Source organism: Kitasatospora sp. NPDC057595, from assembly GCF_042800875.1.
GTDB lineage: Bacteria > Actinomycetota > Actinomycetes > Streptomycetales > Streptomycetaceae > Kitasatospora.
This window is the reverse complement of sequence record NZ_JBHVGL010000011.1, coordinates 175,497-198,280: the sequence shown is the minus strand read 5'-3', so window position 1 is coordinate 198,280 and position 22,784 is coordinate 175,497. Positions and strand designations below refer to the sequence as shown.

The 22,784-nt window shown below is 73.7% G+C and carries 19 protein-coding genes and 1 pseudogene; 11 read left to right on the top strand and 9 right to left on the bottom strand.

The window, feature by feature from the left end:
- Positions 1–76: 76 nt before the first annotated feature.
- Complete coding sequence (locus ACFU9E_RS18795; protein WP_380682387.1) at positions 77–1,009, top strand: ATP-binding cassette domain-containing protein; 933 nt, start codon at positions 77–79, stop codon at positions 1,007–1,009.
- Positions 999–1,760, top strand: coding sequence for an ABC transporter permease (locus ACFU9E_RS18790; RefSeq protein WP_380715163.1), 762 nt, complete (start codon positions 999–1,001; stop codon positions 1,758–1,760). The genes ACFU9E_RS18795 and ACFU9E_RS18790 overlap by 11 nt, the downstream gene beginning before the upstream one ends.
- Positions 1,761–1,865: 105 nt before the next feature.
- Here the strand turns inward: ACFU9E_RS18790 and ACFU9E_RS18785 are convergent, their stop codons facing one another.
- Together ACFU9E_RS18785 and ACFU9E_RS18780 are read right to left on the bottom strand one after the other, a co-directional pair.
- Complete coding sequence (locus ACFU9E_RS18785; protein WP_380715160.1) at positions 1,866–3,371, bottom strand: APC family permease; 1,506 nt, start codon at positions 3,369–3,371, stop codon at positions 1,866–1,868.
- Positions 3,372–3,456: 85 nt separating this feature from the next.
- Positions 3,457–4,674, bottom strand: a complete 1,218-nt coding sequence (locus ACFU9E_RS18780) for an amidohydrolase family protein (RefSeq protein ID WP_380682386.1) — start codon at positions 4,672–4,674, stop codon at positions 3,457–3,459.
- Between the two features lie 194 nt (positions 4,675–4,868).
- Between ACFU9E_RS18780 and ACFU9E_RS18775 the strand changes: the two genes are divergently transcribed.
- Together ACFU9E_RS18775 and ACFU9E_RS18770 are read left to right on the top strand one after the other, a co-directional pair.
- A complete protein-coding gene (locus ACFU9E_RS18775; protein ID WP_380682385.1) occupies positions 4,869–5,528 on the top strand; it encodes a GntR family transcriptional regulator in 660 nt (219 codons plus the stop codon).
- A gap of 162 nt (positions 5,529–5,690) precedes the next feature.
- The gene (locus ACFU9E_RS18770) at positions 5,691–6,125 is read left to right on the top strand and encodes a hypothetical protein (RefSeq protein ID WP_380682384.1); all 435 of its coding nucleotides are present in this window, start codon (positions 5,691–5,693) and stop codon (positions 6,123–6,125) included.
- A 218-nt stretch (positions 6,126–6,343) separates the two neighbouring features.
- Here the strand turns inward: ACFU9E_RS18770 and ACFU9E_RS18765 are convergent, their stop codons facing one another.
- A complete protein-coding gene (locus ACFU9E_RS18765) occupies positions 6,344–8,647 on the bottom strand; it encodes a transglycosylase domain-containing protein (protein ID WP_380681886.1) in 2,304 nt (767 codons plus the stop codon).
- Positions 8,648–8,880: 233 nt separating this feature from the next.
- On the opposite strand from ACFU9E_RS18765, the pseudogene ACFU9E_RS18760 reads away from it, so the two are divergent.
- Positions 8,881–9,258 (top strand): annotated as a pseudogene (locus tag ACFU9E_RS18760) (ROK family protein); the annotation flags it as partial.
- A gap of 209 nt (positions 9,259–9,467) precedes the next feature.
- On the opposite strand, the gene ACFU9E_RS18755 reads toward ACFU9E_RS18760, so the two are convergent.
- The 3 genes from ACFU9E_RS18755 to ACFU9E_RS18745 form a co-directional block, all read right to left on the bottom strand.
- Complete coding sequence (locus ACFU9E_RS18755; protein ID WP_380681885.1) at positions 9,468–10,085, bottom strand: acyl-CoA thioesterase; 618 nt, start codon at positions 10,083–10,085, stop codon at positions 9,468–9,470.
- Entirely contained in the window at positions 10,082–10,387 is a 306-nt protein-coding gene (locus ACFU9E_RS18750) for a hypothetical protein (RefSeq protein WP_380715158.1), read from the bottom strand. The genes ACFU9E_RS18755 and ACFU9E_RS18750 overlap by 4 nt, the downstream gene beginning before the upstream one ends.
- Before the next feature lie 259 nt (positions 10,388–10,646).
- Positions 10,647–11,639, bottom strand: coding sequence for a DUF6528 family protein (locus ACFU9E_RS18745; protein WP_380681883.1), 993 nt, complete (start codon positions 11,637–11,639; stop codon positions 10,647–10,649).
- 167 nt (positions 11,640–11,806) lie between these two features.
- Here ACFU9E_RS18745 and ACFU9E_RS18740 point away from each other — a divergent pair, with 167 nt between their 5' ends.
- Positions 11,807–14,197 (top strand): ATP-binding cassette domain-containing protein, encoded by a 2,391-nt coding sequence (locus tag ACFU9E_RS18740; protein ID WP_380681882.1) that lies wholly within the window; start codon positions 11,807–11,809, stop codon positions 14,195–14,197.
- A gap of 56 nt (positions 14,198–14,253) precedes the next feature.
- Here the strand turns inward: ACFU9E_RS18740 and ACFU9E_RS18735 are convergent, their stop codons facing one another.
- The 3 genes from ACFU9E_RS18735 to ACFU9E_RS18725 all read right to left on the bottom strand — a co-directional run bounded on the left by ACFU9E_RS18735 (position 14,254) and on the right by ACFU9E_RS18725 (position 16,956).
- Positions 14,254–15,627: an NAD(P)/FAD-dependent oxidoreductase gene (locus ACFU9E_RS18735; protein WP_380681881.1), complete on the bottom strand. Its 1,374-nt coding sequence runs from the start codon at positions 15,625–15,627 to the stop codon at positions 14,254–14,256.
- 130 nt (positions 15,628–15,757) lie between these two features.
- Positions 15,758–16,351: a hypothetical protein gene (locus ACFU9E_RS18730; RefSeq protein ID WP_380681880.1), complete on the bottom strand. Its 594-nt coding sequence runs from the start codon at positions 16,349–16,351 to the stop codon at positions 15,758–15,760.
- Positions 16,352–16,473: 122 nt separating this feature from the next.
- Positions 16,474–16,956: a cysteine/serine endopeptidase inhibitor gene (locus ACFU9E_RS18725; protein WP_380681879.1), complete on the bottom strand. Its 483-nt coding sequence runs from the start codon at positions 16,954–16,956 to the stop codon at positions 16,474–16,476.
- Positions 16,957–17,086: 130 nt separating this feature from the next.
- Between ACFU9E_RS18725 and ACFU9E_RS18720 the strand changes: the two genes are divergently transcribed.
- From ACFU9E_RS18720 to ACFU9E_RS18700, 5 genes are all read left to right on the top strand, one after another.
- The gene (locus ACFU9E_RS18720) at positions 17,087–17,344 is read left to right on the top strand and encodes a hypothetical protein (protein WP_380681878.1); all 258 of its coding nucleotides are present in this window, start codon (positions 17,087–17,089) and stop codon (positions 17,342–17,344) included.
- Between the two features lie 564 nt (positions 17,345–17,908).
- Positions 17,909–18,877, top strand: a complete 969-nt coding sequence (locus tag ACFU9E_RS18715; RefSeq protein WP_380681877.1) for a TauD/TfdA dioxygenase family protein — start codon at positions 17,909–17,911, stop codon at positions 18,875–18,877.
- A gap of 85 nt (positions 18,878–18,962) precedes the next feature.
- Positions 18,963–20,240 (top strand): ROK family transcriptional regulator, encoded by a 1,278-nt coding sequence (locus tag ACFU9E_RS18710; protein ID WP_380681876.1) that lies wholly within the window; start codon positions 18,963–18,965, stop codon positions 20,238–20,240.
- Complete coding sequence (locus ACFU9E_RS18705; protein ID WP_380681875.1) at positions 20,237–21,820, top strand: ABC transporter substrate-binding protein; 1,584 nt, start codon at positions 20,237–20,239, stop codon at positions 21,818–21,820. Before ACFU9E_RS18710 ends, ACFU9E_RS18705 begins: the two co-directional genes overlap by 4 nt.
- A 17-nt stretch (positions 21,821–21,837) precedes the next feature.
- On the top strand, positions 21,838–22,782 hold the full coding sequence (locus ACFU9E_RS18700) for an ABC transporter permease (protein ID WP_380681874.1): 945 nt from the start codon (positions 21,838–21,840) through the stop codon (positions 22,780–22,782).
- The last annotated feature ends 2 nt before the right edge of the window (positions 22,783–22,784 follow it).

Here is a 22,784-nt window from a genome sequence, read left to right as displayed (position 1 = left end):
TCCGCCTCCGGGTGGAGGCCGCGACTCGGAGCGCCGGCCGATGTGCCGCGGCACCGCCGCACGGCAGCCTGCTGTCGTGATCGAACTACGGCAACTGACCAAGCGCTATCGCGACACCGTCGCGATCGACGGGCTCACCTTCACGGTCCGGCCCGGCCGCGTGACGGGCTTCCTGGGCCCGAACGGGGCCGGCAAGTCCACCACCATGCGGATGATGCTCGGTCTGGAGCGCCCCGACGAGGGCGACGTCCGCTACCACGGGAAGGCCTACCACGAGCTGTACGAGCCGCTGCGGCACATCGGCGCGCTGCTGGAGGCCAAGGCGGTGCAGAGCAGCCGCACCGCGTACCACCACCTGTTGTGGCTCGCCCAGACCAACCGGATCGGCCGCGCCCGGGTCCGCGAGGTGCTCGCCATGGTGGGCCTGGAGTCCGTCTCCTCCCGGCGGACCGGCGGCTTCTCGCTCGGCATGGGCCAGCGGCTGGGCATCGCCGCGGCCCTGCTCGGCGACCCGGAGGTGCTGCTGCTGGACGAACCGGTCAACGGCCTGGACCCGGAGGGCGTGCGCTGGATCCGCACGCTCCTGCGGCGGCTGGCCGCCGAGGGCCGCACGGTCCTGGTGTCCAGCCACCTGATGAGCGAGATGGCGATCACCGCCGAGCACCTGGTGGTGATCGGGCGCGGCAGGCTGCTCGCCGACACCAGCACGGACGACTTCATCGCCGACAACTGCCGGCCGCGGGTCCTGGTCCGCACCTCGGAACCGGAGCGGCTGCTGGGCGTCCTGGACCGTGCCGGGCTGACGTTCCGCCAGGAGGAGCCCGACACCGTGGTCGTCGACGGCGCCGGAACGGAGGAGGTGGGCCGGATCGCGGCCGCGGCCGGGCTGGTCCTGGGGGAGCTGGCCACCCGGACGGCCTCGCTGGAGGAGGCCTTCCTCCGGCTCACCGGCAACGCCGCGGAGTACCGCACCGAGGCCTTCACGGGAGGGAACCGTCATGTCCTCTAACGCGGCGGCGGCCGTGGTCCAGGCCGAACTCACCAAGATCAGGACGGTCCGGTCGACGGTCGTCCCCCTGCTCGTCACCCCGGTCGTCAGCATCGGGATCGGTGTCCTGAACGGCGCCTCGGCCCGCTCGGCGATCGACAGCGGCAGCGACCCGCTCCTCGCCGACTTCGATCCCGTGGAGGCCGGATTCGTCGGTGTCGAGATGGGCCAGCTGGCCATGATCTCCTTCGCGGTCCTGCTGGTCTGCACCGAGTACGGCAGCGGCATGATCCGCACCTCGCTGGCCGCGGTGCCCCGGCGCGGCCTCTTCTACCTCTCCAAGATCGTCGCCGCCGCCGCGGTGGCCCTCCTGGTGGCCGTGCCGACCGCGTTCCTCGCCTTCTTCGCCGCCCAGGCGGCGCTGGGCCCGCACGGCATCGGGCTGAGCCACCCAGGAGCGCTGCGCGCCGTGTTCGGGGCCTGCCTCTACCTGACCCTGATGTGCCTGTTCGCGCTGGGCATCGCGACGATGTTGCGCAGTACGGCGCTGGCGCTCTCGCTGTCGTTCGCGTTCGTCTTCGTGCTCTCCCCGGTGGCCAGTGTCATCCCGGCACTGCGCACGGTGGCCCGCTATCTGCCCGAACACGCCGGCGCCCAGGCCATGAAGGGCGATCCGGCCCTCGCCCCCGCGACGGCTCTGCTGGTCGTCGCCGCCTGGGCGGCGGCGGCCCTGCTGGCCGGCCACCTCACGCTGCGCGGCCGCGACACCTGACCGCCGCCGACGCCGCAGGCCGCTCCCACCCTTCGGTGGAAGCGGCCTGCGGCCGTGTGCGGGCCCGACCGGGCGGAGGTGAACCCGCCCCCGACCGCGGACGGGTCAGCCGCGCTCGACGTCGACCTCGGTGAGGCGGGCGAAGCGTTCGGGGTCGGTGCGGCGGATGCGGCGGGCCACCAGGAAGCCGGCCAGCGCGACGAGCGGCAGCGGGAGCAGCAGGAGCGCGTTCACCAGGCCCGAAGCGCCGGTCAGCAGGCTGAAGTTGAAGACGGCGAGCACCGTCAGCAGGGCCAGTCCGGCGGCGGCCAGCAGGGGCGCCCAGACCACCCGGAAGGCCGACATGCCGCGCCGGTCGCGGCGGAAGAACGCCCAGACCGCCACCGCCGCGAGCGCCTGCATCGCCATGATGCCCAGCACGCCCACGCTGTTGGACCAGAGCAGCACCACCAGGTAGGGGTCGGCGGCGAGCACCGCGCCCAGCAGGATCACCAGCGCGTTGAAGCCGCTCTGCACCAGCACGGCCGGGCCCGGGGAGCCGGAGCGCCGCGAGATCCGGCCGAGCCGGCGGGGCAGCAGGCCCTCGCGGCCGAGGGCGTAGAGGTAGCGGGCGGCCGCGTTGTGGAAGGCCAGGGTCGAGGCGAAGGCGCTGACCACGATCAGGACGTGCATCGAGTCGGACAGCCAGAGGCCGACGAAGCGTTCGGCGGCGGTGAAGGTGAGGTCCGGGCCGTCGGCGGCACGGGCGGCCGCGACGGCGGCGTCGGTGCCGTAGGCGCCCATCACGATCCAGGTGCCGAGGGCGTAGAAGACGGCCAGGAAGCCGATCGCGATGAAGGTGGCCCGGGGCACCGTGCGGCGCGGGTCGCGGGCCTCCTCGGCGTAGATCGCCGTCGCCTCGAAGCCGGTGAAGGCGCCGATGACCAGCACGAACATTCCGGCCACGCCCCCCTGGGTGAGCAGCGAGGGGTCGAAGGAGACCGGGTCCAGGGCGGCCGTGCCGCGCTCGGAGAGCACCCCGCCCTCCATCACCAGCAGGGACAGCACCTCCAGGACCAGCGCCACGCCGAGCACCTTGGCGCTGAGCGTCACCTTCAGCCAGCCCAGGACGCCGACCACCACCACGCAGACGCCCGACAGCAGCCACCACGGCACGTGCGCGCCGGTGCGCTGTTCGATGTGTTCGGCGGCGAAGTAGCCGAAGGCGGCGGCCACGCCGGGGGTGATGAGGTTGTAGCAGACCACCGCGACGTAGGCGGTGATCACGCCCATGGTCCGGCCGAGACCGCGCGCGACGTAGGCGTAGAAGGCGCCCGCGTTGCGCACGTAGAGGCTCATCGCGGTGAAGCCTGCGGCGAACAGGACGAGCAGCGCGCCGGAGATCAGGTACGCGGCGGGGGCGGAGGCGCCGCCGACGCCGATGGCGAACGGCGCGATGCCCGCGAGGACGGTGAGCGGCGCGGCGGCGGCGACCACGAAGAAGACCAGGTCGGTGGTGCCGATCTGGCCGCCCGCGAGGCGGCCCGGCGCGGCCGGCGACGCGGCGGGGGCGGGAGCGGCCGAGGGGGCGGCAGCCGGGGCGGGCCGGGTTCCTTGCGCGGAGGGGTTCACGGTGGGGGGCGTCCTTCCAACAGGGGTGGAGCAGGGGCCGGACGGGCCGAGGGTGGGGCCTCGGCCGGCCGCCGGGGAGGGGGTGTCAGCGGGTGCGGTCGAGGACGACCCGGCCGCCGTGCAGGACGAGCAGCCGCTCGGGGTGGGCGGCGACCGCCTCGGCGACGGAGCCGGCGGCGACCGCCACCAGGTCGGCCGGGGCGCCGGGGGTGGGCCCGTAGTCGGCGAGGCCGAGGGCGGCGGCGGCGTGGGTGGTCACCAGGTCGGCGGCGAGCCGCAGTTCGCCGTCCGTCATCAGCTCGCCCTGGAGGCCGATGATGGTGGCGCGTTCGAGCATGTCGCCGGTGCCGTACGGCCACCAGGCGTCGCGGATGTTGTCGGAGCCGGCGAACACCCGCACGCCGAGCTCGTGCAGCAGCTTGACCGGCGGCATGGAGCGGCTCGGCCCGTTGGTCATGATCGCCACTTCGGCGTCCGCCAGCCTCCGCGCGGTGTCGAGGAGTTCACCGAGTCCGAGCTCCCCCAGCGCGTACGCGTGGCTGACCGCGACGCGGCCGCCGAGGCCGAGGGCCGCCGTGCGGTCGGCGATGTCGCGCAGCTGGGAGGCGCCGACCGGCCCGCCGTCGTGGAGGTGGATGTCCACCCCGGCGCCGTGGCGCTCGGCGAGGCCGAAGACGACGTCGAGCTGACCGTCCACGTCGCCGTCGAAGCCGGCCGGGTCCAGGCCGCCGATCAGCTCGGCGCCCTCGCGCAGGGCCGCGTCCAGCAGGTCCGCGACGCCGGGGGTGGCGACCACGCCGCTCTGCGGGAAGGCGACCAGCTGGACGTCGATGACGTCGCGCACGCGCTCGCGCACCTCCAGCAGGGCGTGCAGGTGGTCCAGGCCGGTGTCCGGGTCGACGTCGACGTGCGAGCGGACGTGGCCCGTCCCGAGGGCCGCCATCCGGCGGGCCAGCGCCTCGGCCCGCTCGGCGACGGGCGTACGCTCGGCGACCTCGCGGCGCTGGGCGCGCTCGGAGGCGATCTGGGCGCGCAGGTCCGCGGTGGGGCGGTGCGGCTGCCAGGGCGCGCCGAGGAAGGTCTTGTCCAGGTGGGCGTGGCCGTCGACCAGGGCGGGCAGCAGCAGTGCGCCCCGCAGGTGGACGGCGCCGGGGCGGACCGTGCCGGGGCGGTCGCCGTCGCCACCGTCGGACGGCCGCGCGTCCACCGGGGTGAGGGCGGCGATCCGGCCGTCGGCGAGGTGGACGTCGACCGTGCTGCCGTCGGGCAGCGTGGCGTCGAGCAGGAGGTCGGGGGTGATCACATGAACGTCCAGGTTTCGGGGGTCGCGAGCCCGCCCGGTCCTGCCGTGGCTATCGGGGGACGGCGGCTCGGCCCGGGCGGGGGCCTCAAGCTATCTGGTATACCGAATACCAGACAAGGGGTATCGGCCACCGATCTGAAATGATCTGTGCGGCCCCGCGACCAGGCGCCGCCCCCACCCGACTGGAGCACCCGATGACCGATACGCCCGGCGACGTCCACCAGTCGCTCCGGGACCTCGTCTACGTCCAGCTGCGCGAGCGGATCATCGAGGGCGAGTACCCCGCCGGCCGCCGCCTGGTCGAACGCGAGCTGGCCGAGACGATGGGTGTCTCCCGCGTCCCCGTGCGCGAGGCCATGCAGCGCCTGGAGGCGGAGGGCTTCCTCACCGTCCAGGCCCGCCGGGGCGCGGTGGTCGCGGAGTTCGGCCCCGCCGACGCCGAGCACTTCTTCGCCGTCCGGGAGTCCCTGGAGGCGCTCGCCGCCAGCCTCGCCGCGGTGCACGCCACCCCCGCCGGGCTGAAGAACCTCGAACGCATCCTCGCCCGCACCCGCCGGGCCGCCGAGAACGGGCGGCTGCGCGAGACCGTCGGCCTCAACGCCGACTTCCACCGGGCGATCGTCGAACTCTCCGGCAACCCGCTGCTCCAGGACATGATGGCCCCGCTCGACGGCCGGCTGCGCCGGCTGTTCCGGCTCACCTCCGGCCCCGAGAGCAGCACCCCGATGTGCACCGAGCACGAGCAGCTGCTCGCCGCCATCCGCGCCCGCGACCCCGAGGCCGCCGCCGACCTCGCCCGCCGCCACGTCGGCGGCACCCGCGCCTTCGCGCTCACCGCCCTGGCGAACGACTGAGGGTGCGGCGCGGGACGCGACCGGAGACGCCGGCCGGGAGCGCGGCCGCCCCCCAGGGTTCTGGGATGGGCAGCGGCACGGCCCGGCGAGCAGAATTGGCGTAGACCACTGGACCCCCCACCGCCGGGCTCCTCCACCGCGTCCGGCCGACCGGAGGCACGCATGCTGCGAAGACTCACCTGGCTCCTCGCCCTGCCGACCCTCGCGCTGGGCCTGCTGGCCGGCCCGGCCGTCGTCCCCGCCAACGCCGTCACCGAGCACGAGTTCATCACCGACTACGGGCAGGTGGGACCGCTGCCCGCACCGGTGACCCCGCCCCAGCAGTGCACCTACCGGCGGCTGCACCTGGACGCCGGAACGTACTCCTGGACCCTCAACAGCCCGGGCGGCAGCGCGCCCGGCGAGGACATCCGGGTGAACGGCGGCGACTACGACTGGTCGCTCTGCGTCTACCCGCTCTCGCTGGTCTACCAGATCGACACCAAGCTCCAGCCCGTCGGGCAGAGCGGCTACTACCTCAAGACGAACACCTTCTCGACGTCGTTCGTGCACACCGCCACCTGGGGCTCCACCCTCTACCGCTGGGGTCCGCTCTGACCCGCCGCGGGGGGGGGGCCCCCCCCCCCCCCGGGGGGGGGGGGGGGCCCCCCCCCCCCCCCCCCCCCCCGGGGGCGGGGGGGGGGGAGGGTCGGGCGCCGGGCCCGGGGTCGCGCCCCCCCCCCCCGCCGGGGGCCGGCCCCCCCCCCCCCGGCCCCCCCCGCCCCCCCCCCCGCGGGGGGGGGGGCGCCCCCCCCCCCGCCGCGGCCGACCGGCCGTCAGTCCTGGTCGGTCGACGGTTCGCCGGCCGGCGCGGTGGACCTGCCGCCCGACGGCGCCTTGGACCTGCCGCCGTTCGGCGTCGCGGCCCGGCCGCCGGACGGGGCGCCGGAGGGCGCACCGGAGGCGGTACCGGACGGCGAGCCCGTGGCACCCGGGGTGGCGCCCGGGTCCGGCCTGGGCGCCGGGTCGGGGATGTCCGCCATCGGCATCGACTGCTTGGGCGCGCCCCGCAGCGCCTGGTTCATGGCGTCCCGCCAGATCGGGCCGGGCCCGTCCGCGCCGAACACCTCGGTGCGGTACTTGCCGTTGATGGTGATGTTGCGCATCTCCACACCCCCGGCGGGGCCGCCGAGCCAGACCGAGGTGGCGAGCTGCGGGGTGTAGCCGCTGAACCAGGCGGCCTTCTTGTGGTCCGAGGTGCCGGTCTTGCCGGCGATCTGCCGGTCGCCCTCCAGGCTGAGCGCCGAGCCGGTGCCGCCGCTCTCGGTCACCCCGTTCAGGATGGTGTTCAGCACCTGGGCGGTGCTCTCCGAGAAGGCCCGGTCGCAGCGCGCGGGCGGGACGTTGACGTCCGTGCCGTCGACGGTGGTGATCTTGTTGATGGCGACCGGGGCGCAGTACTTGCCACCGGCGGCGAAGGTCGCGTAGACGTTCGCCATGGTCAGCGGGCTCACCTCCTCGACGCCCAGGGCCATCGCGGGGACCTCGTCCAGCGCCTTTCCGCTGGCCCGGGAGGTGATGCCGAGCTTGTTGGCCATCTGCTTGACCGCGCAGAGGCCGATCTCCTCCTCCATCTGCACGAAGTAGGTGTTGACCGACAGGGCCATCGCCTGCTTCAGCTGGTACGGCCCCTTCTCGCTCGCGGACTCGTTGGGCACCGTCACCTTGGGCTTGCCGGTGTTCTTCCAGGTGCCGTCACAGGTCTTCATCGTCGGGTAGTCCATCTTGTTCGGCGAGGAGTACTCCTGGGTCGGTGACAGCCCCGCCTCCATGGCCGCGGCCGCGACCACCGGTTTGAAGGTGGAGCCGGGCTGGAATCCGTTGCCACCGCCCATCGCCGCGTCCGCGTTGAGGTTGACGACGGTCTGGTTCTTGGCCGGCTCCAGGCCGTACGGGCGGGTCTGGGCCATCGCCAGGATCTTGCCGGTGCCCGGTTCGACCATGGTGGCGGCGGCCGAGACGCTGTCGGTGACCCGGACGTTGGAGCTCACCGCGTTCTGGGCGGCGGCCTGCTTCTCCGGATCGAGCGTGGTGTGGATGTTCAGACCGCCCTGGTCCCAGAACTTCTTGCGCTCGGCCGCGGTTGCGCCGAACACCGGGTCCTGCTTGACCACGTGCCGGACGTAGTCGCAGAAGAAGCCCATGCCCGCCTGGGCGGTGATGCAGCCCCGCTGCGGATCCCTGTACTTCAGGCCCAGCGGGGCGGCCTTGGCCTCCTTGGCCTGCTCCTCCGTGATGTGCTTGTTCTCCAGCAGCTTGTCGATCACGGTGTTGCGGCGGTTCAGCGCCGCCTGCGGGTGCGCCTTCGGGTCGTACTGCGAGGGGTTCTGCACCAGGCCGGCCAGGGTGGCGGCCTCGGCGACGGTGAGGTCCTTGTTGGACTTGCTGAAGTAGCGCTGGGAGGCGGCCTCCACGCCGTAGGCGCCGTTCCCGTAGTAGGTGATGTTGAGGTAGTTGGTGAGGATCTGCTCCTTGCTCAGGTCCTCCTCCAGCTTGATCGAGACCTTCAGCTCCTGGATCTTGCGGCCCAGGGTCTTGCGCATCGCCTCCCGGACGGCGTCCTGGTCGTCGCCCGCCTTCTCGATGTTGACGTTCTTCACGTACTGCTGGGTCAGCGTCGAGGCGCCCTCGGAGGCGGTGCCGCTCTCCGCGTTCTTGCTGATCGCGCGCAGCACGCCCTTGAGGTCGACGGCGCCGTGCTCGTAGAAGCGGGCGTCCTCGATGTCGACCTGCGCCTGCCGCATGTACGGCGACATCTGCTCGGCGGCGATGACGGTGCGGTCGCGCTCGTAGACCTTGGCGATCAGCCCGCCCTTGGCATCGAAGACCTGGGTCGCCTGGGTGAGCGGCGGGGTCTTGAAGTCGTCCGGAATGTCGTCGAACCCCTCCGCCGTGCTCTTGGCGGTCAGCCCGAGCGCGCCGGCGGCGGGCAGGGCCATGCCCGCGAGCAGCACACCGGACACCACGCTGACGCCCAGGAACGTCGCGCTGTGGCGGACGTACCGGAGCGGCGACTTCCGGGCGGGCCCGGCCGCTTCGCCGTCGGCCCGGTCCTCGGTCGGGAGAAGATTCGATTCCATACTTCCTGGATGTCGTGGAGGCTGCGAATCGTTGCGCGCCTGCGCGAATTTCCGCTCCGGTTCGGGCAGGAACAGCCCAAAAGGGCACATCCGGGCCGCTCCGGCCGCCGCGCTCCCCGGGGCGGGCCGACGGGCCGGCGGACCCCGCGCCGCGCTCCGCCGGTCCGATCCTGTTGGCTGTCCCCGTCCGGCCCGCTCGCCCGCACCTTCACCCTCGCCCGGAGCCACCCGCCATGACCGCACCCTCGCCCACCGCCGCCGGCCCGCTGTTCGCTGCCGTCGACATCGGCGGCACCAAGATCGCCGGGGCGCTCGTCGACTCCGCCGGGACGCTCACCGACCGCGTCCAACTGACCACCCCGGCACAGGAGTCGGGCAGTGCGGTGCTGGCCGTGGTGCACCGGGTGCTGGACCGTCTGGCGGCCGCACCGCGCTGGGCCGAGGTCACCGCCGTCGGCATCGGCAGCGCCGGACCGGTGGACCTCGCCCGCGGCACGGTCAGCCCGGTCAACATCCCCGGCTGGCGGGAGTTCCCGCTCACCGCCGAGATCGCCGGGCATCCCGCCGTCGGCGCCCGCCCGGTGGCACTGGCCGGCGACGGGGTGGCGATGGCACCTGATCCACGTCCGAACTCCCCGCCACTGCCGCCGGGTTCAGCCTCCGACGGCTCCGCCCCCACTGCGCCCCCAGGTCCGCCCCACTTCCGTCCCCGCCCCGCCCCCGCGCTCGCCCCGTTCGCTCCCGTCCGCCGCCCGCACAACCAAGCAGGATCCTGCCCCAGCAGGATCCTGCCGCTCATCGATCGGGGTCGCGGCGGAGGTCAGCGGACGCGACGCCCGTCCGGGATCACCGGAACGCCCCTGGTGAGGGCAGCGGGGTTCGACAGGCGCCGACGGGCCGGGTGGTGCCCGGAGGACGCCGCGGACAACGACCCGCGGGGCGCGGCGAACGTCACCCGCGGCGGTACCACCGGAGCCGCGTCGTCGGCGAGGAACCCGGAGAGGAACCGTCGCTCCGACGGGCTGAGCGCGCGGGAACGGCCGGAGACCGCGTCCCTGGCGACCACGACCGTCCGTGCCCGCATGAACGTGTTCGCGTCACGACACACCTTGACCACCACATGCGCGGAACTGCGCCCCAGCCGGGCCACCGTCAGCCGCACCAGCAACGGTTCCGGCCGGTGGTACAGCTGCTCCAGATAATCGATCTCGTGCCGGGCGATCAGGAATCCGGACGGGAATAGGGATTCCCGGACGGCGACCGGGTGGTGGCAGCACAGGTCGTAAATTCCCTCCTGAACGTAGGAGACCAGCCGGGCGTTGTTGATGTGCCCGTTCTCGTCGACGTCGCTCCACCGGGTGGGACAGACCACCACGTGTGCGTCGACGTCCACCAGGTGTGCGTCGACGTCCACCGCCTGGGTGGCTGCCGCGTTCACCGCTGCTCTGCCGCGGAACCGGTGAGCAGCAGCGCCCGGCGCAACCGCGCGTAGTAGACGGCGTGTTCGGACGCCATCCGGGCCGCGGTCCAGCCTTCCTCGGCCGCCTCGGCGGCGGCTTCGACGACCAGGCTGTCGAGCACGCCGTCGACCGCCCGGCACAGATCGGCCACCGCCGAGAGGCGGTTCGCGACCTCGGCCCCGCCCGCGGCGTGGCGGGCCGGGAAGGCCGCGAGCGATTCCAGTGCGAGCCGCAGCTCGTCCACGGTCTCCGACCGTGATTCCGAAACGAAATTGCGCACAGTTCTCTCCCTGAATGGGTAGGGCATTTCTGGATGGTGCGGACCCGCTGAGCGGGCTCGGTTTCCCCCGGCGCCATGGACGCTATCCCAGCCCGGGGCGCTACCGGGAGGTATACGGAACCAGAGCGGAAACTGACCACTATTGGAGTAGTTTGGCGTTGCATAAAATCAGCCGCATCCTCCGAATGCCAGCCCGGACGGTCCCGTCCCCCGCCCCTCCCGCCACCCCTCCCCGCGGTCCCGCCACCGGCCCACCGGGTCATCGCCCGATCCCCCAACTGGTCCACCAGCGCGCCTTGTAGAGGTGCGTGCCGGGCAGACTGCGGCTGCCGTCGGGGCGATGCAGGGTGAGCACCGAGGTGCACCAGGTGCAGGGGCCGGCGTGGTCCGGGGCGGTGGTGAGCAGCCGCCCGGTGCCGGGTTCGTCGCCCACGCTCTTGATGTCCCGCTCGGCCTCCTCGCCGCCCAGCCGGATCCGGGTGAAGCGGTCCGCCGTCGGGTCGAAGCGCCACAGGTGCTCCCCGGTGCTCACCCAGAGCCGGCCGGGCTCGGCGAGCACCGGCGACAGGTCGTGGCCGCCCGGCTCGGGCAGCGGCACCGCGCGTTCGACGCCGAGCAGCGGGGCGGCCGCGGTGCCGCCCACCCGCAGTGCGGTGAGGGTGTCGTCGCCGAGCGCCCAGAGCAGCCCGGAGCGCCCGTCCCAGTGCACCCCGTGCGCGCCCGGCAGCCGGTACTCGGCGTGCGCGGTGGTGCGCGGGCCGAGGGAGGCGGCGTACAGCCGCACCCAGCCGCCGGTGGAGGCGGCGACGGCGACGTTGCCGTCGGGGAGGAGTTCGGCGCTGTGCGGGTTGGCGTGCTCTCCGGTGTCGGTGGCCCACGCGGTGGCGCCGGTCGCGGTGTCGACGACGGCCGCCAGTCCGCCGGAGGCGGTGACCAGCAGGTACCGGCGGCCGTCCCGCACCCGGCTCTTGGCCTCGTCCGGCGCCCCCCAGCTGCGGTGCGGGTCGAGGTCGTCGAGGTCGCCGGCGGTGTCCGCGGACCACGACCAGACCACCGGCTGCCGGTCCGGGCCGCGGTAGGCCATCAGTTCGTCCGCGCTCTGCACCACCAGCACCCTCCGCGAAGCCTGGTCCACCACGGCCACCGCCCACCCCGGCCGCACCCCGGCGGCCGTCGCCGGCACCGCGCCCGCGCCCACGGCCAGGGCCGCCAGGCCGGCCGTCGTCCGCCACAGCCGTGCCCGCTTCGACACCGCCGGCACCTCCCGTCGTCCGTCCCCCGCAACCACCGTGCGGTGCGGGCCCGCCGGCCGCCAGCGCGCGGCATCCGACCGGCGTAAGCGGGCTCGGGCCCCCCGCTTGTCGTACCCGGCTGGTTAGATCGGAAGCCGCGGGCACGGCGAGAGGAACCGGAGAGACGATGAGCACGGGCACGAGGAACGGCGCACAGGCACCGGAGCCGCACGCGGCGGACACCCACGACCTGATCCGGGTGCACGGCGCGCGCGAGAACAACCTCAGGGACGTCAGCATCGAGATACCCAAGCGCCGGCTGACGGTGTTCACGGGCGTCTCCGGCTCGGGCAAGAGTTCCCTGGTGTTCGACACGGTCGCGGCGGAGTCGCAGCGGCTGATCAACGAGACCTACAGCGCGTTCGTGCAGGGCTTCATGCCGTCGGTGGCCCGGCCGGACGTGGACGTGCTGGACGGCCTGACCACCGCGATCATCGTCGACCAGCGGCGGTTGGGCGCGGATCCGCGCTCCACCGTGGGCACCGCGACCGACGCCAACGCGATGCTGCGGATCCTGTTCAGCCGGCTCGGCCGGCCGCACATCGGCTCGGCCAAGGCGTTCTCCTTCAACGTCGCCTCGATCAGCGGCGCGGGCGCGGTCACCGTGGAGCGCGGCGGCCGGACGGTCAAGGAGCGGCGCAGCTTCAGCGTCACCGGCGGCATGTGCCCGCGCTGCGAGGGCCGGGGTTCGATCTCCGACATCGACCTCACCCAGCTCTACGACGACACCAAGTCGCTGGCCGAGGGCGCGATCACCGTGCCCGGCTACACCGGGGACGGCTGGATGACGCGGGTCTTCAGCGGCTCCGGCTTCCTCGACCCGGACAAGCCGATCCGCGACTACAGCGAGCGGGAGCTGCGGGACTTCCTGCACCACGAGCCGACCAAGGTGAAGATCAGCGGTATCAACGTCAGCTACGAGGGGCTGATCCCGAAGGTCCAGAAGTCCATCCTGTCCAAGGACCGGGAGGCGATGCAGCCGCACATCCGGGCGTTCGTCGACCGCGCGGTGACCTTCGCCGCCTGTCCCGAGTGCGACGGCACCCGGCTGACCGAGGCCGCCCGTTCGTCGAAGATCGACGGGATCAGCATCGCCGACGCCTGCCGGATGCAGATCAGCGACCTCGCCGAGTGGGTGCGCGGCCTCGACGAGCCCTCGGTGGCGCCGCTGCTCGCCGCGCTGCGGCAGACCCTGGACTCCTTCGTCGAGATCGGCCTCGGATACCTCTCGCTGGAGCGGCCGGCCGGCACCCTGTCGGGCGGCGAGGCGCAGCGGGTGAAGATGATCCGCCACCTCGGCTCCTCGCTCACCGACGTCACCTATGTCTTCGACGAGCCCAGCACCGGCCTGCACCCGCACGACATCCAGCGGATGAACGGCCTGCTGCGCCAGCTGCGGGACAAGGGCAACACGGTGCTGGTGGTGGAGCACAAGCCCGAGGTGATCGCGATCGCCGACCACGTGGTGGACCTCGGTCCGGGCGCGGGTTCGGCGGGCGGCACGATCTGTTACGAGGGCTCGCTGGAGGGCCTGCGCTCGGCCGGCACGGTCACCGGCCGGCACCTGGACGACCGGGCCGAGGTGAAGAAGGCGGTGCGCACGCCCACCGGCAAGCTGGCGGTCCGCGGCGCGTCCGCGCACAACCTCCGGGACGTCGACGTAGACATCCCGCTCGGTGTGCTGGTCGCGGTCACCGGTGTGGCCGGCTCCGGCAAGAGCTCGCTGGTGCACGGCTCGATCCCGGCCGGGGAGGGCGTGGTGTCCGTCGACCAGAGCCAGATCCGCGGCTCGCGGCGCAGCAACCCGGCCACCTACACCGGTCTGCTGGAGCCGATCCGCAAGGCGTTCGCCAAGGCGAACGGCGTGAAGCCGGCCCTGTTCAGCGCCAACTCCGAGGGTGCCTGCCCGACCTGCAACGGCGCGGGCGTCGTCTACACGGACCTGGCGATGATGGCCGGGGTGGCCACCACCTGCGAGGACTGCGAGGGCCGGCGCTTCGACGCCTCGGTGCTGGAGTACCGCTTCGGCGGCCGGGACATCAGCGAGGTGCTGGCGATGCCGGTGACCGAGGCGGAGGCCTTCTTCGCCGCCGGCGAGGCCCGCACGCCCGCCGCCCACCGCATCCTGACCCGCCTGGTGGACGTCGGCCTCGGTTACGTCAGCCTCGGTCAGCCGCTGACCACGCTCTCCGGCGGCGAGCGGCAGCGCCTCAAGCTGGCCACCCACATGGGCGACAAGGGCGGGGTCTACGTCCTGGACGAGCCGACCACCGGTCTCCACCTGGCCGATGTCGAGCAACTCCTCGGTCTGCTGGACCGTCTGGTCGACTCGGGCAAGTCCGTCATCGTGGTCGAGCACCACCAGGCCGTCATGGCGCACGCCGACTGGATCATCGACCTCGGCCCCGGCGCCGGCCACGACGGCGGCCGTGTCGTCTTCGAGGGCACCCCGGCCGAGCTGGTCGCCGCCCGCTCGACGCTCACCGGCCGGCACCTGGCGGAGTACGTCGGCGCCTGAGCCCGTGGCACCCCCGGGTCGGCCGGTTCTGCCCGCCGGCCCGGGGGCTTCCGCGTCTACCGCCCGGCGACGGTGTCGGCGAGGCGGGCGAGGGGCGAGGTGGTGGGGCGGCGGCGGGCGGCCTCCTGGCGGTCGGCGGTGTGGTACGCGGCGTAGAGGGCGTGCACGCCGAGCCAGCGCAGGGGTTCGGGCTCCCAGCGGCGCACGGTGTGGCCGACCCAGGGCAGCCGGGTGAGTTCGGTGTCGTGGCCGAGGACGAGGTCGCGCAGGGTGCGGCCGGCGAGGTTGGTGGTGGTCACGCCGCTGCCGACGTAGCCGCCGGCCCAGCCGAGGCCGGTGCGGTGGTCCAGGTCGACGGTGGCACACCAGTCGCGGGGCACGCCGAGCACCCCGGCCCAGGCGTGCTCGATCCGGGCGGTACGGGCAGCCGGGAAGAACGCGTGCAGGATCTCGCGGAGTTGGCGGATGGTGGCGGGCTGGGTGGCGCCGTCGGTGTCGGTCCGGGAGCCGAAGCGGTAGGGGACACCGCGTCCACCGAGGGCGATCCGGTCGTCGGCGGTGCGCTGGGCGTACATGTAGGCGTGGGCGAAGTCGCCGAGCACCTCACGGCCCTCCCAGCCGGCCTCGGCCCAGAAGGACGGCGGCAGCGGCTCGGTGGCGATCATCGCCGAGTTCATCGGCAGCCAGGTGCGGCGCTCCCCCGCCAGACCCGAGGTGAACCCCTCGGTGGCGCGCAGCACGTAGCGGGCGGTGACGGTGCCGTGCGGGGTGACCGCCCGGGGCTTGCGGCCGCCGCGGATGCCGGTCACCGGGGTGCCCTCGTACAGCTCGACGCCCAGCCGCTCGACCGTCGCCGCGAGGCCGGCGGCGAGCTTGGCGGGCTGGACGCGGGCGCCGTAGGGGCTCCAGACCCCGCCGAGGGTGCCGGCGACGCGCAGCCGTTCGGCGGTCTCGCCGACGCTCAACTCCTGGACGCGGTCGGGCCCGTAGCTTCGTTCGGTCTCGGCGAACTCGCGCAGCCGGGCCAGTTGGGCGGGGGTGCGGGCGACCTCCAGGACGCCGCCGCGCACCAGGTCCGCGTCGATGCCCTCGGCGTCCAGGGTGTCGGCGACCTCGCCGACCGCCGCGTCCATCACCCGCTGCATCGCGGCGGCGCCGGCCCGGCCGTGGCGGCGGGCGAAGGCGCCGCGCCCGGCGAAGCCGTTGTAGAGCCAGCCGCCGTTGCGCCCGGAGGCGCCGTAGCCGCAGAAGCGCTGTTCCAGCACGGCGATCCGCAGTCCGGGGTCGGCCTTCTTGAGGTGGTACGCCGTCCAGAGGCCGGTGTAGCCGCCGCCGACCACGCAGACGTCGACCTCACGGTCACCGGGCAGCGCCGGCCTCGGTTCGGGCAGTCCGAGCCGGCCCCACCAGAAGGACACCCCGCCGTTCACGCCCCTGCCACCGGATCCCACGGACCCCGACCTCCACTCGCGTTGATCGTTTCCCGGGACGGTACGCCCGCGTGCCGTTCGGGAACCACCGACAGCCTGGAAGAATCCGCACCCCGGCCCAGGCACCCTGTCAGGCCGACAGCCGTTCGAGGACCTCGCCGGCCGTTTCGTCCCCGTCCGCCTCGCCGGCGGCGGTGCGGGCGTCGAAGGCGGCGTTCCGGGCGCGGGTGAGGGTGCCGGCGTCCCGGGCGGGGTCGAGGAAGGCGGAGCCCCGGGGGGCGAGGTGCAGCAGCACCTTCTCGTCACTCCAGTCGACGGTGAGCTCGACGAGGCCGCTGTCGTCGCCGGCCATCGTGTCGGCGAGGCCGCGCAGGGCGGTGAGCGCCCAGATCATGCTGGGGAGTTCGAAGTCGACGCGGGTGTCGAGGTCGACGGTGAGGGAGCCGGTGGCCTCGTCGTGACGGAGGGTGAGTTCACCGTCCTCGTCCAGGCCGTGGAGGAGGGCGGCGTGGTCGCCGTCGATCCAGCGGTCGCACTCGGCGAGGGCGGCGGGCAGTTCGGCGCGGTAGCGGCGGCGGACGGCCTCCTCGCGCCAGGGGGCGCAGAGGCCGGTCCAGTCGGCCTCGGGCCGGGCGGAGGGCGGGGCGACCGGCGAGCGGAGGAACGCCCGCAGCCGTGCCGGGTCCATGGTGACGGCCGCCGTCACCGTGAGGTACCTCGCCATGCCCACCCCTTCGTCGGTCCGGTCGCGCCGGGTGCGCGGGGGCCGATTCTGCCCGCCCCCGCCGACAGCCGCGGCGTGCGCGGCGTCGGGGCGGGGACGGGCAGGGCGTCACGGGGCGGGCGTCAGCCGAGGGTGGAGGCGGTGACGGGCTCGCCGATCGGGATGGTCTGGCCGGCGAGACCGGTCTTGACGAACTGCCAGGTCAAACCGTTGATCACGCCCTGGCCGAGGGGTGCGAACCTGGCGAAGGCGGGCTGGCTGAGGTCGATGTGGGTGGAGTCGCAGGACGGACACTGGTCCTTGACGGGCACGGTGAGGGTCTTGCCCTGGTAGCTGACCTTGACCGAGATCCCCTTGCAGACCGGGTCGTTGTTGGGGTTGGCGGTGGTCCACCAGGTGTGCGAGACGGCGACGAGCAGCTGGGTGCCGGCATTGATCTGGGTGCCGCAGGCGCCGTAGCCGGCGTCGTTGTAGTAGGTGGCCTTGCCGGTCATGGGCTTGTTGATCGGTATCGCGGCACTCGCGGTTCCGGCGCTCAGGGCGACGATCGCGGCGGCGGCCAGCGGAACGCCGGCCAGGATCCGCAGCTTCGGGGCAACGCGCATGTGGGCCCTCCCAGTTGGGTCGTTGGGAAGGACGGTAGGCGGGATCGGGACGAGTGGTACAGACAGATGACATGTTGTCATGAACACAATCCGGGAATCTTTACCCGCACGACCGAAGGAGGGACGATACGTGACCGCACCACTCCTCCGCGCGTTCAGCAGGGCACCCGTTCCCACGTCCTCGGAGGCACCCGTGCGCACCCTCGCCCTGCTCGCCGTCCTCACCGCCGCGCTCACCGGAGCCCTCGCCGGACCGGCCGCCGCCGCCCCGGAGGTCCGGGAGGTCAACCAGGGCTACAGCATCCCGGTCGGCGCCGTCACCGACCTCGGCGCGCTGCCCGTGCTCGGCGGCCTCGGCCTGGACTTCGCCCGCCTGCTGGGGGCCTGACGAACCCCGCCCCGGACTTCGAACGGCCCGCCCGGACGCGCTCCGGACGGGCCCTTCCGCTGCCGGCGGGGTTTCTTCCGCTGCGAAAGTTAGTAATCCCGACACGCCCCCGACAGGCGGGAACACGCCGCCGCAGCCGTCCCGTCACCGCCCGACCATCGTCCGCAACGCGGCGCCACACGGCCGCAACATGCCTTCTCACCGGGCAGAACGGGTGATTGACAGGGAGGCGGGGGCTTCAGCACGATGAGCGCCGAGCCCACTCGCAGCGCCCCGGACCCGGAAGGAGGGCCGATGAGCACGGTTCACCGCACCGCCCCGGCCCGCCGCGGCTGTCGCTGTTGTCGCGGGGCACTCGCCCGCTGATCCCGGGCCGCCCGGCCCCCGCGTGCCGCTCTTCACCGGCCCGCTCCTCACCGCGTCGCGCCGTGCCGCGTCACACCCTTCACCGCGTCACGTCCTTCACCGCGTCCCGCCCTTCACCGCGACCCGCCCCGCCCGCGTCCGCCGCCGGGGCGTACCCACGCATCCCCATGTCCGCTCCACGAGAGTCGAGGAACCGCCATGTCCACCGCCACCACCACCGAGCTCCGCCTCACCCCCGCCGCCGGCCGGATCGGCGCGATCGTGCACGACGTGCGCCTCGGCGGCGACCTGCCCGCCGAGACCGTCGCCGCCCTCGAAGCCGCGCTGTACGAGCACAAGGTGCTGTTCTTCCGCGGCCAGCAGCACCTCGACGACGCCGAACACGAGGCGTTCGCCCGCCTGTTGGGCCAGCCGGTCGGCCACCCCACCGTCCCGAGCGCCGACGGCCGGTACATCTTCGAGCTGGACGCCACCAAGGGCGTGCGCGCCAACAACTGGCACACCGACGTCACCTTCGTGCCGTCCTACCCCAAAGCCTCGATCCTGCGCGCCCTGGAGCTGCCGCCGGCCGGCGGCTCCACCGTGTGGGCCAACACCGCGGCCGCCTACCAGGACCTGCCGCAGCCGCTGAAGGTCCTCGCCGAGTCGCTGCGCGCCGTGCACACCAACGACTACGACTACGCGGCGAGCCTCGCGCTGCGCCCCGAGCTCGCCGAGAACGCCGAGGTGGCCAACCTGTTCCGCCAGGTTTTCGTCTCCACCGCGTTCAAGACCGAGCACCCGGTGGTCCGCGTCCACCCGGTCACCGGCGAGAAGAGCATCCTGCTCGGCGCGTTCGCCCAGCGGATCCAGGGCGTCTCCGGCGCCGACGGCAAGGCGCTGATCTCGCTGTTCCAGCGCTACGTGGAGCGGCTGGAGAACACCGTGCGCTGGGACTGGCAGGTCGGCGACGTCGCGATCTGGGACAACCGGGCCACCCAGCACTACGCCGTCAACGACTACGGCGACGAGCCGCGCCTGGTCCGCCGGATCACCCTGGACGGCGACCTGCCGGCCGGCGTGGACGGCGCCCCGAGCCGGCTGCTGGAGCCCACCGAGCCGCCGCGGGTGGCCGGGCTGGTGCCGGCCGAGCAGCTGGAGGCCGAGCGGCGGGACGCCCAGCAGTAGGAGACCGGGCCGCAGCCGACCGGGCAGCAGGCCACACCAACCCTCGCGCAGCGCTGAGCGGCGCCGGATCCCCGAAGGACGAAGGATGTTCGCCGAGCTGACGAGCACGGTCGTCACCACCGCCCCGCCGCGCACCGGGGACGCGCGGCGGGACGTCAACGCCGCCGCCGTCCTGCGGGCGGTGCTGGACCACGGTCCGGTGGCCCGCAGCCGGGTGGCCGCGCTGACCGGCCTGAGCCCGGCCGCCGTCTCCCGCCAGGTGGTCGACCTCGTCCGGCTCGGGCTGCTGCGCGAGCGGCCCGAGCTGGCGGCGGCCCCCGGCGGCGGCGCGGTCGGCCGCCCGCAGCTCCCGGTGGACGTGGACACCGAGCGGATCGCGGTGGCCGGCCTCCACATCGGCCTGCCGTCCACCACCTTCGCCTTCCTCGATCCGCGCGGGAACGTGCTGCACCGCAGGGAGTTGAACCACCGGGGACGCACCGGCCCGGCCGTGCTGCGGCCGCTGCTGGAACGGCTGCCCGGGCTGCTCGCCGCCGCCCCGGACGGCCGCACCGTGGTCGGCCTGGGCGCCGTCACCGGCGGCACGGTCGACCGCGATCGCGGACGGATCATCCGTCACGATCCGCTCGGCTGGCAGGACCTGCCGCTCGGCGAGCTGCTGGCGGACGCCTGCGGGCTGCCCGTCCAGGTGGACAACCACGCCCGCGCGCTGACCCAGGCGGAGATCCTGTTCGGCCACCCGGCGGCCCGGCGCTCGATGGTGCACCTGTTCGTCGGCCATGTGGTGGACGCGGCCCTGGCGGTGGCCGGTGCCGTGCACGTCGGCCCGGCCTCGCCGACCGGGGAGATCGCCCACCTGCCGGTGCCGGACAGCGACGTGCCCTGCCACTGCGGCCGGACCGGCTGTCTGGTGGCCGCCGCCTCGGACACCACGCTGTTCGAGGCGGCGGCTGCCGAGGGGATCACCGAACGGCCCGACCGCGCCGCGCTGGTGGCCGCCGTCAAGGCCGGCGACCCGCGGGCCGACCGGCTGGTGCGGCGGCGCGCGGAGGTCGTCGGCCGGGCGCTCGGCCTGCTGGCCGACGTGGTCAACCCCGATCTGCTGGTCCTGACCGAGCACTTCACCTCCCTCGACCCGGCCTATCTGGAGGTGGTGCGCGCCGCGTTCGCGCGCGGCTCGCACCTGCGGCGCGACACCGGCCTGGTGATCGCCCAGCGGCGCGGCGCCGACGTGCTCGCCGTGGCCGCCGGGGCGGCCTCGCTCGGCGCCCTGTACGCCCGCCCGGTGCACGCCCTGACGACCGCCCCGCCCCCTCGCCGACCGACCCCGACAGCTCCTTCCCGCAGAGGATCCCACTCGTGACCAGCTTTCCCACCGCCTCCCCGCTCTCCCGCCGGGCGCTGCTCCGCGGCGGCCTGGCCGGCGCCGGCCTGCTGACCCTGGCCGCCTGCCGCTCGGCCGCCGACACCGCCGCCGGACGGAGCGCCGGCGACGCGGCGGGCCCGCGCCGCGGCGGCGTCCTCACGGTCGGCGCCGGTGTCGACTTCACCCCGGCCCTGCTGTTCGCCCAGAGCGCCAACACCCTCGTCCAGCGGCTGGTCTTCAACACCCTCACCCGCTACGACGACCAGCTGAAGCCGCAGCCCGAGCTCGCCACCTCCTGGGAGGTCGCCCCGGACGGCACGAGCGTCACCCTCAGGCTTCGCGAGGACGTGACCTTCCACAGCGGGCGCCGGTTCACCGCCGACGACGTGGTGTTCGCCGTCAAGAACCTCCAGAACCCGGCCCGCTCCGCCCAGTTGCGCTCCACCGCCGCCGCCGTCACGGACTTCCGCAAGAACGGCGACTTCGAGCTCACGCTCGTCCTCGCCCATCCGGTGAGCAATCTCTTCGACCTCTTCGAGTTCATGATCATCCCGGACTCGGCGACCGTCGAGGAGGCCTTCGCCGGGACGAAGCTGATCGGCACCGGCCCCTACACCTTCACCGAGCGCAAGCCCGGCAGCTCGCTCACCTTCGCCCGCAACGCCGCCTACTGGAACCCGGGCCGCCCCTACCTGGACGGCGTCGAGATCCGCGTCGTCCCGCAGCAGGAGTCGCTGCTCTCCTCCCTGCGGACCGGCCAGACCCACCTGTCCTACAGCGTCCGCGGCAAGGACGTCGCCACCCTCCGGAGCGACCCGCAGTTCCGCGTCACGCCCTACGACACCGGCTCCGGCGCCCACTACATCGGCGTCAACCTGACCGCCGAGCACGTCGGCGACAAGCGGGTGCGGCAGGCCATCGCCTGGGCCGTCGACCGCGAGCGGCTGGTCCAGCAGGCCCTCGGCGGCTACGGCACCGTCTCCTCGACGCCCTGGCCCAAGTCCTCCCCCGCCTACGCCGCGGACGCCTCCGCCCACTACCGCCACGACCCGGAGCGCGCCCGGCAGTTGCTCAAGGACGCCGGACTCGGCGGCATCAGCCTGCCGTTCGCGCACAGCAACGACCCCGGCAGCACCTCCATCGCGCAGATCCTCCAGTACGACCTCCAGCAGGTCGGCATCGAGACCGTGCTGCAGCCCACCGACTCGCCCACCATGCAGAAGCAGCTCATCGCCCAGAGCATGCCCGCGCTGTGGACGCTGAGCCACGGCTTCGCCCAACTCCACCCCGCCACCCTGGCGGTGAGCGCCTACCCGTTCAACGAGGCCAAGAACAGCTCGCACTTCAGCTCGCCCGGCTACACCGACATCGTCCAGCGCGCCTGGAAGCGGCCGGACAGCGACAGTGCCGAGGCCAAGGCGCTCTACGGGCAGATCACCGACGTCCTGCTCGACGAGCAGTTCGTGATCGACCTCGCCATCGCCGGCCTCACCGAGGTCGCCGGCGGCAAGGTCCGCGGCGCCACCCTCAACAAGTTCGGCTACCTCAACCTCGACGACGCCTACCTCACGGCCTGAGCGGACGGCCCGAACCCATGCGAAGCTTCCTCCTCAAGCGGCTGCCCTCCGGGCTGCTCGTCCTCCTCCTCGCCTCCTTCCTGGTCTTCCTCATCCTGCGCCTGATCCCCGGCGACCCCGCCACCACGCTGGCCGGCCCCGACGCCGGACCACCCGCCGTCGCCGCGATCCGCGCCCAACTCGGCCTGGACCGGCCGCTGCTGACCCAGTACCTGCACTGGCTCGGCGATCTGCTCAGCGGCGACCTCGGGCCCAGCTACTCGATCGGCGGCCAGGTCGCCGACCTGATCGGCGACGGGATCGGCGCGACCGTCCAACTCACCGCCGCCGCCCTGCTGCTGGTCGTCCTGCTGGCCCTGCCGCTGGGCGTGCTCGGCGCCACCGCCCGGCGCCGCCCGGTCGCCGCCGCCGTCCGCGCCTTCACCACCGCCGTGCTGGCCGTGCCGCCGTTCGTCACCGGCGTGCTGCTGGTGCTGCTGTTCGCCGTCACCCTCGGACTGCTGCCGGCCGGCGGCCACGAGTCCCTGCTCGACGCCCCCGACCTCGCGCTGCAGTACCTGCTGCTGCCCGCCGTCTGCCTCGCCCTGCCCAGCGCCGCCGTGCTCGCCCGCTACCTCACCGACGGCATCCACCGCGCGCTCGCCGAGGACTACGTGCGCACCGCCACCGCCGTCGGCGTCTCGCGCCGCCGGATCGTCTGGCGGCACGCGCTGCCCAACGCGCTGCCCTCCGCCGTCACCGTGCTCGGCCTTCAGATCGGCCACCTGGTCGCCGGGGCGGTGCTGGTGGAGCGGATCTTCGCCTGGCCCGGACTCGGCCAGCTCGTCGAACAGGGCGTGCTGCGCCGCGACTACCCCGTGGTGCAGGCCCTGCTGCTGCTGATCGTCGCCGGCTACGTCGCCGTCCAGCTGCTCACCGACCTCGTGTACGCCTGGCTCGACCCCCGGATCCGGTGGGAGTAACC

Coding starts and splice junctions, on each gene's coding strand:
- ACFU9E_RS18740 (WP_380681882.1), top strand. CDS start 11,807: ATGAGCACGGGCACGAGGAACGGCGCACAGGCACCGGAGCCGCACGCG.
- ACFU9E_RS18765 (WP_380681886.1), bottom strand. CDS start 8,647: ATGGAATCGAATCTTCTCCCGACCGAGGACCGGGCCGACGGCGAAGCG.
- ACFU9E_RS18710 (WP_380681876.1), top strand. CDS start 18,963: ATGTTCGCCGAGCTGACGAGCACGGTCGTCACCACCGCCCCGCCGCGC.
- ACFU9E_RS18790 (WP_380715163.1), top strand. CDS start 999: ATGTCCTCTAACGCGGCGGCGGCCGTGGTCCAGGCCGAACTCACCAAG.
- ACFU9E_RS18775 (WP_380682385.1), top strand. CDS start 4,869: ATGACCGATACGCCCGGCGACGTCCACCAGTCGCTCCGGGACCTCGTC.
- ACFU9E_RS18715 (WP_380681877.1), top strand. CDS start 17,909: ATGTCCACCGCCACCACCACCGAGCTCCGCCTCACCCCCGCCGCCGGC.
- ACFU9E_RS18700 (WP_380681874.1), top strand. CDS start 21,838: ATGCGAAGCTTCCTCCTCAAGCGGCTGCCCTCCGGGCTGCTCGTCCTC.
- ACFU9E_RS18730 (WP_380681880.1), bottom strand. CDS start 16,351: ATGGCGAGGTACCTCACGGTGACGGCGGCCGTCACCATGGACCCGGCA.
- ACFU9E_RS18770 (WP_380682384.1), top strand. CDS start 5,691: ATGCTGCGAAGACTCACCTGGCTCCTCGCCCTGCCGACCCTCGCGCTG.
- ACFU9E_RS18725 (WP_380681879.1), bottom strand. CDS start 16,956: ATGCGCGTTGCCCCGAAGCTGCGGATCCTGGCCGGCGTTCCGCTGGCC.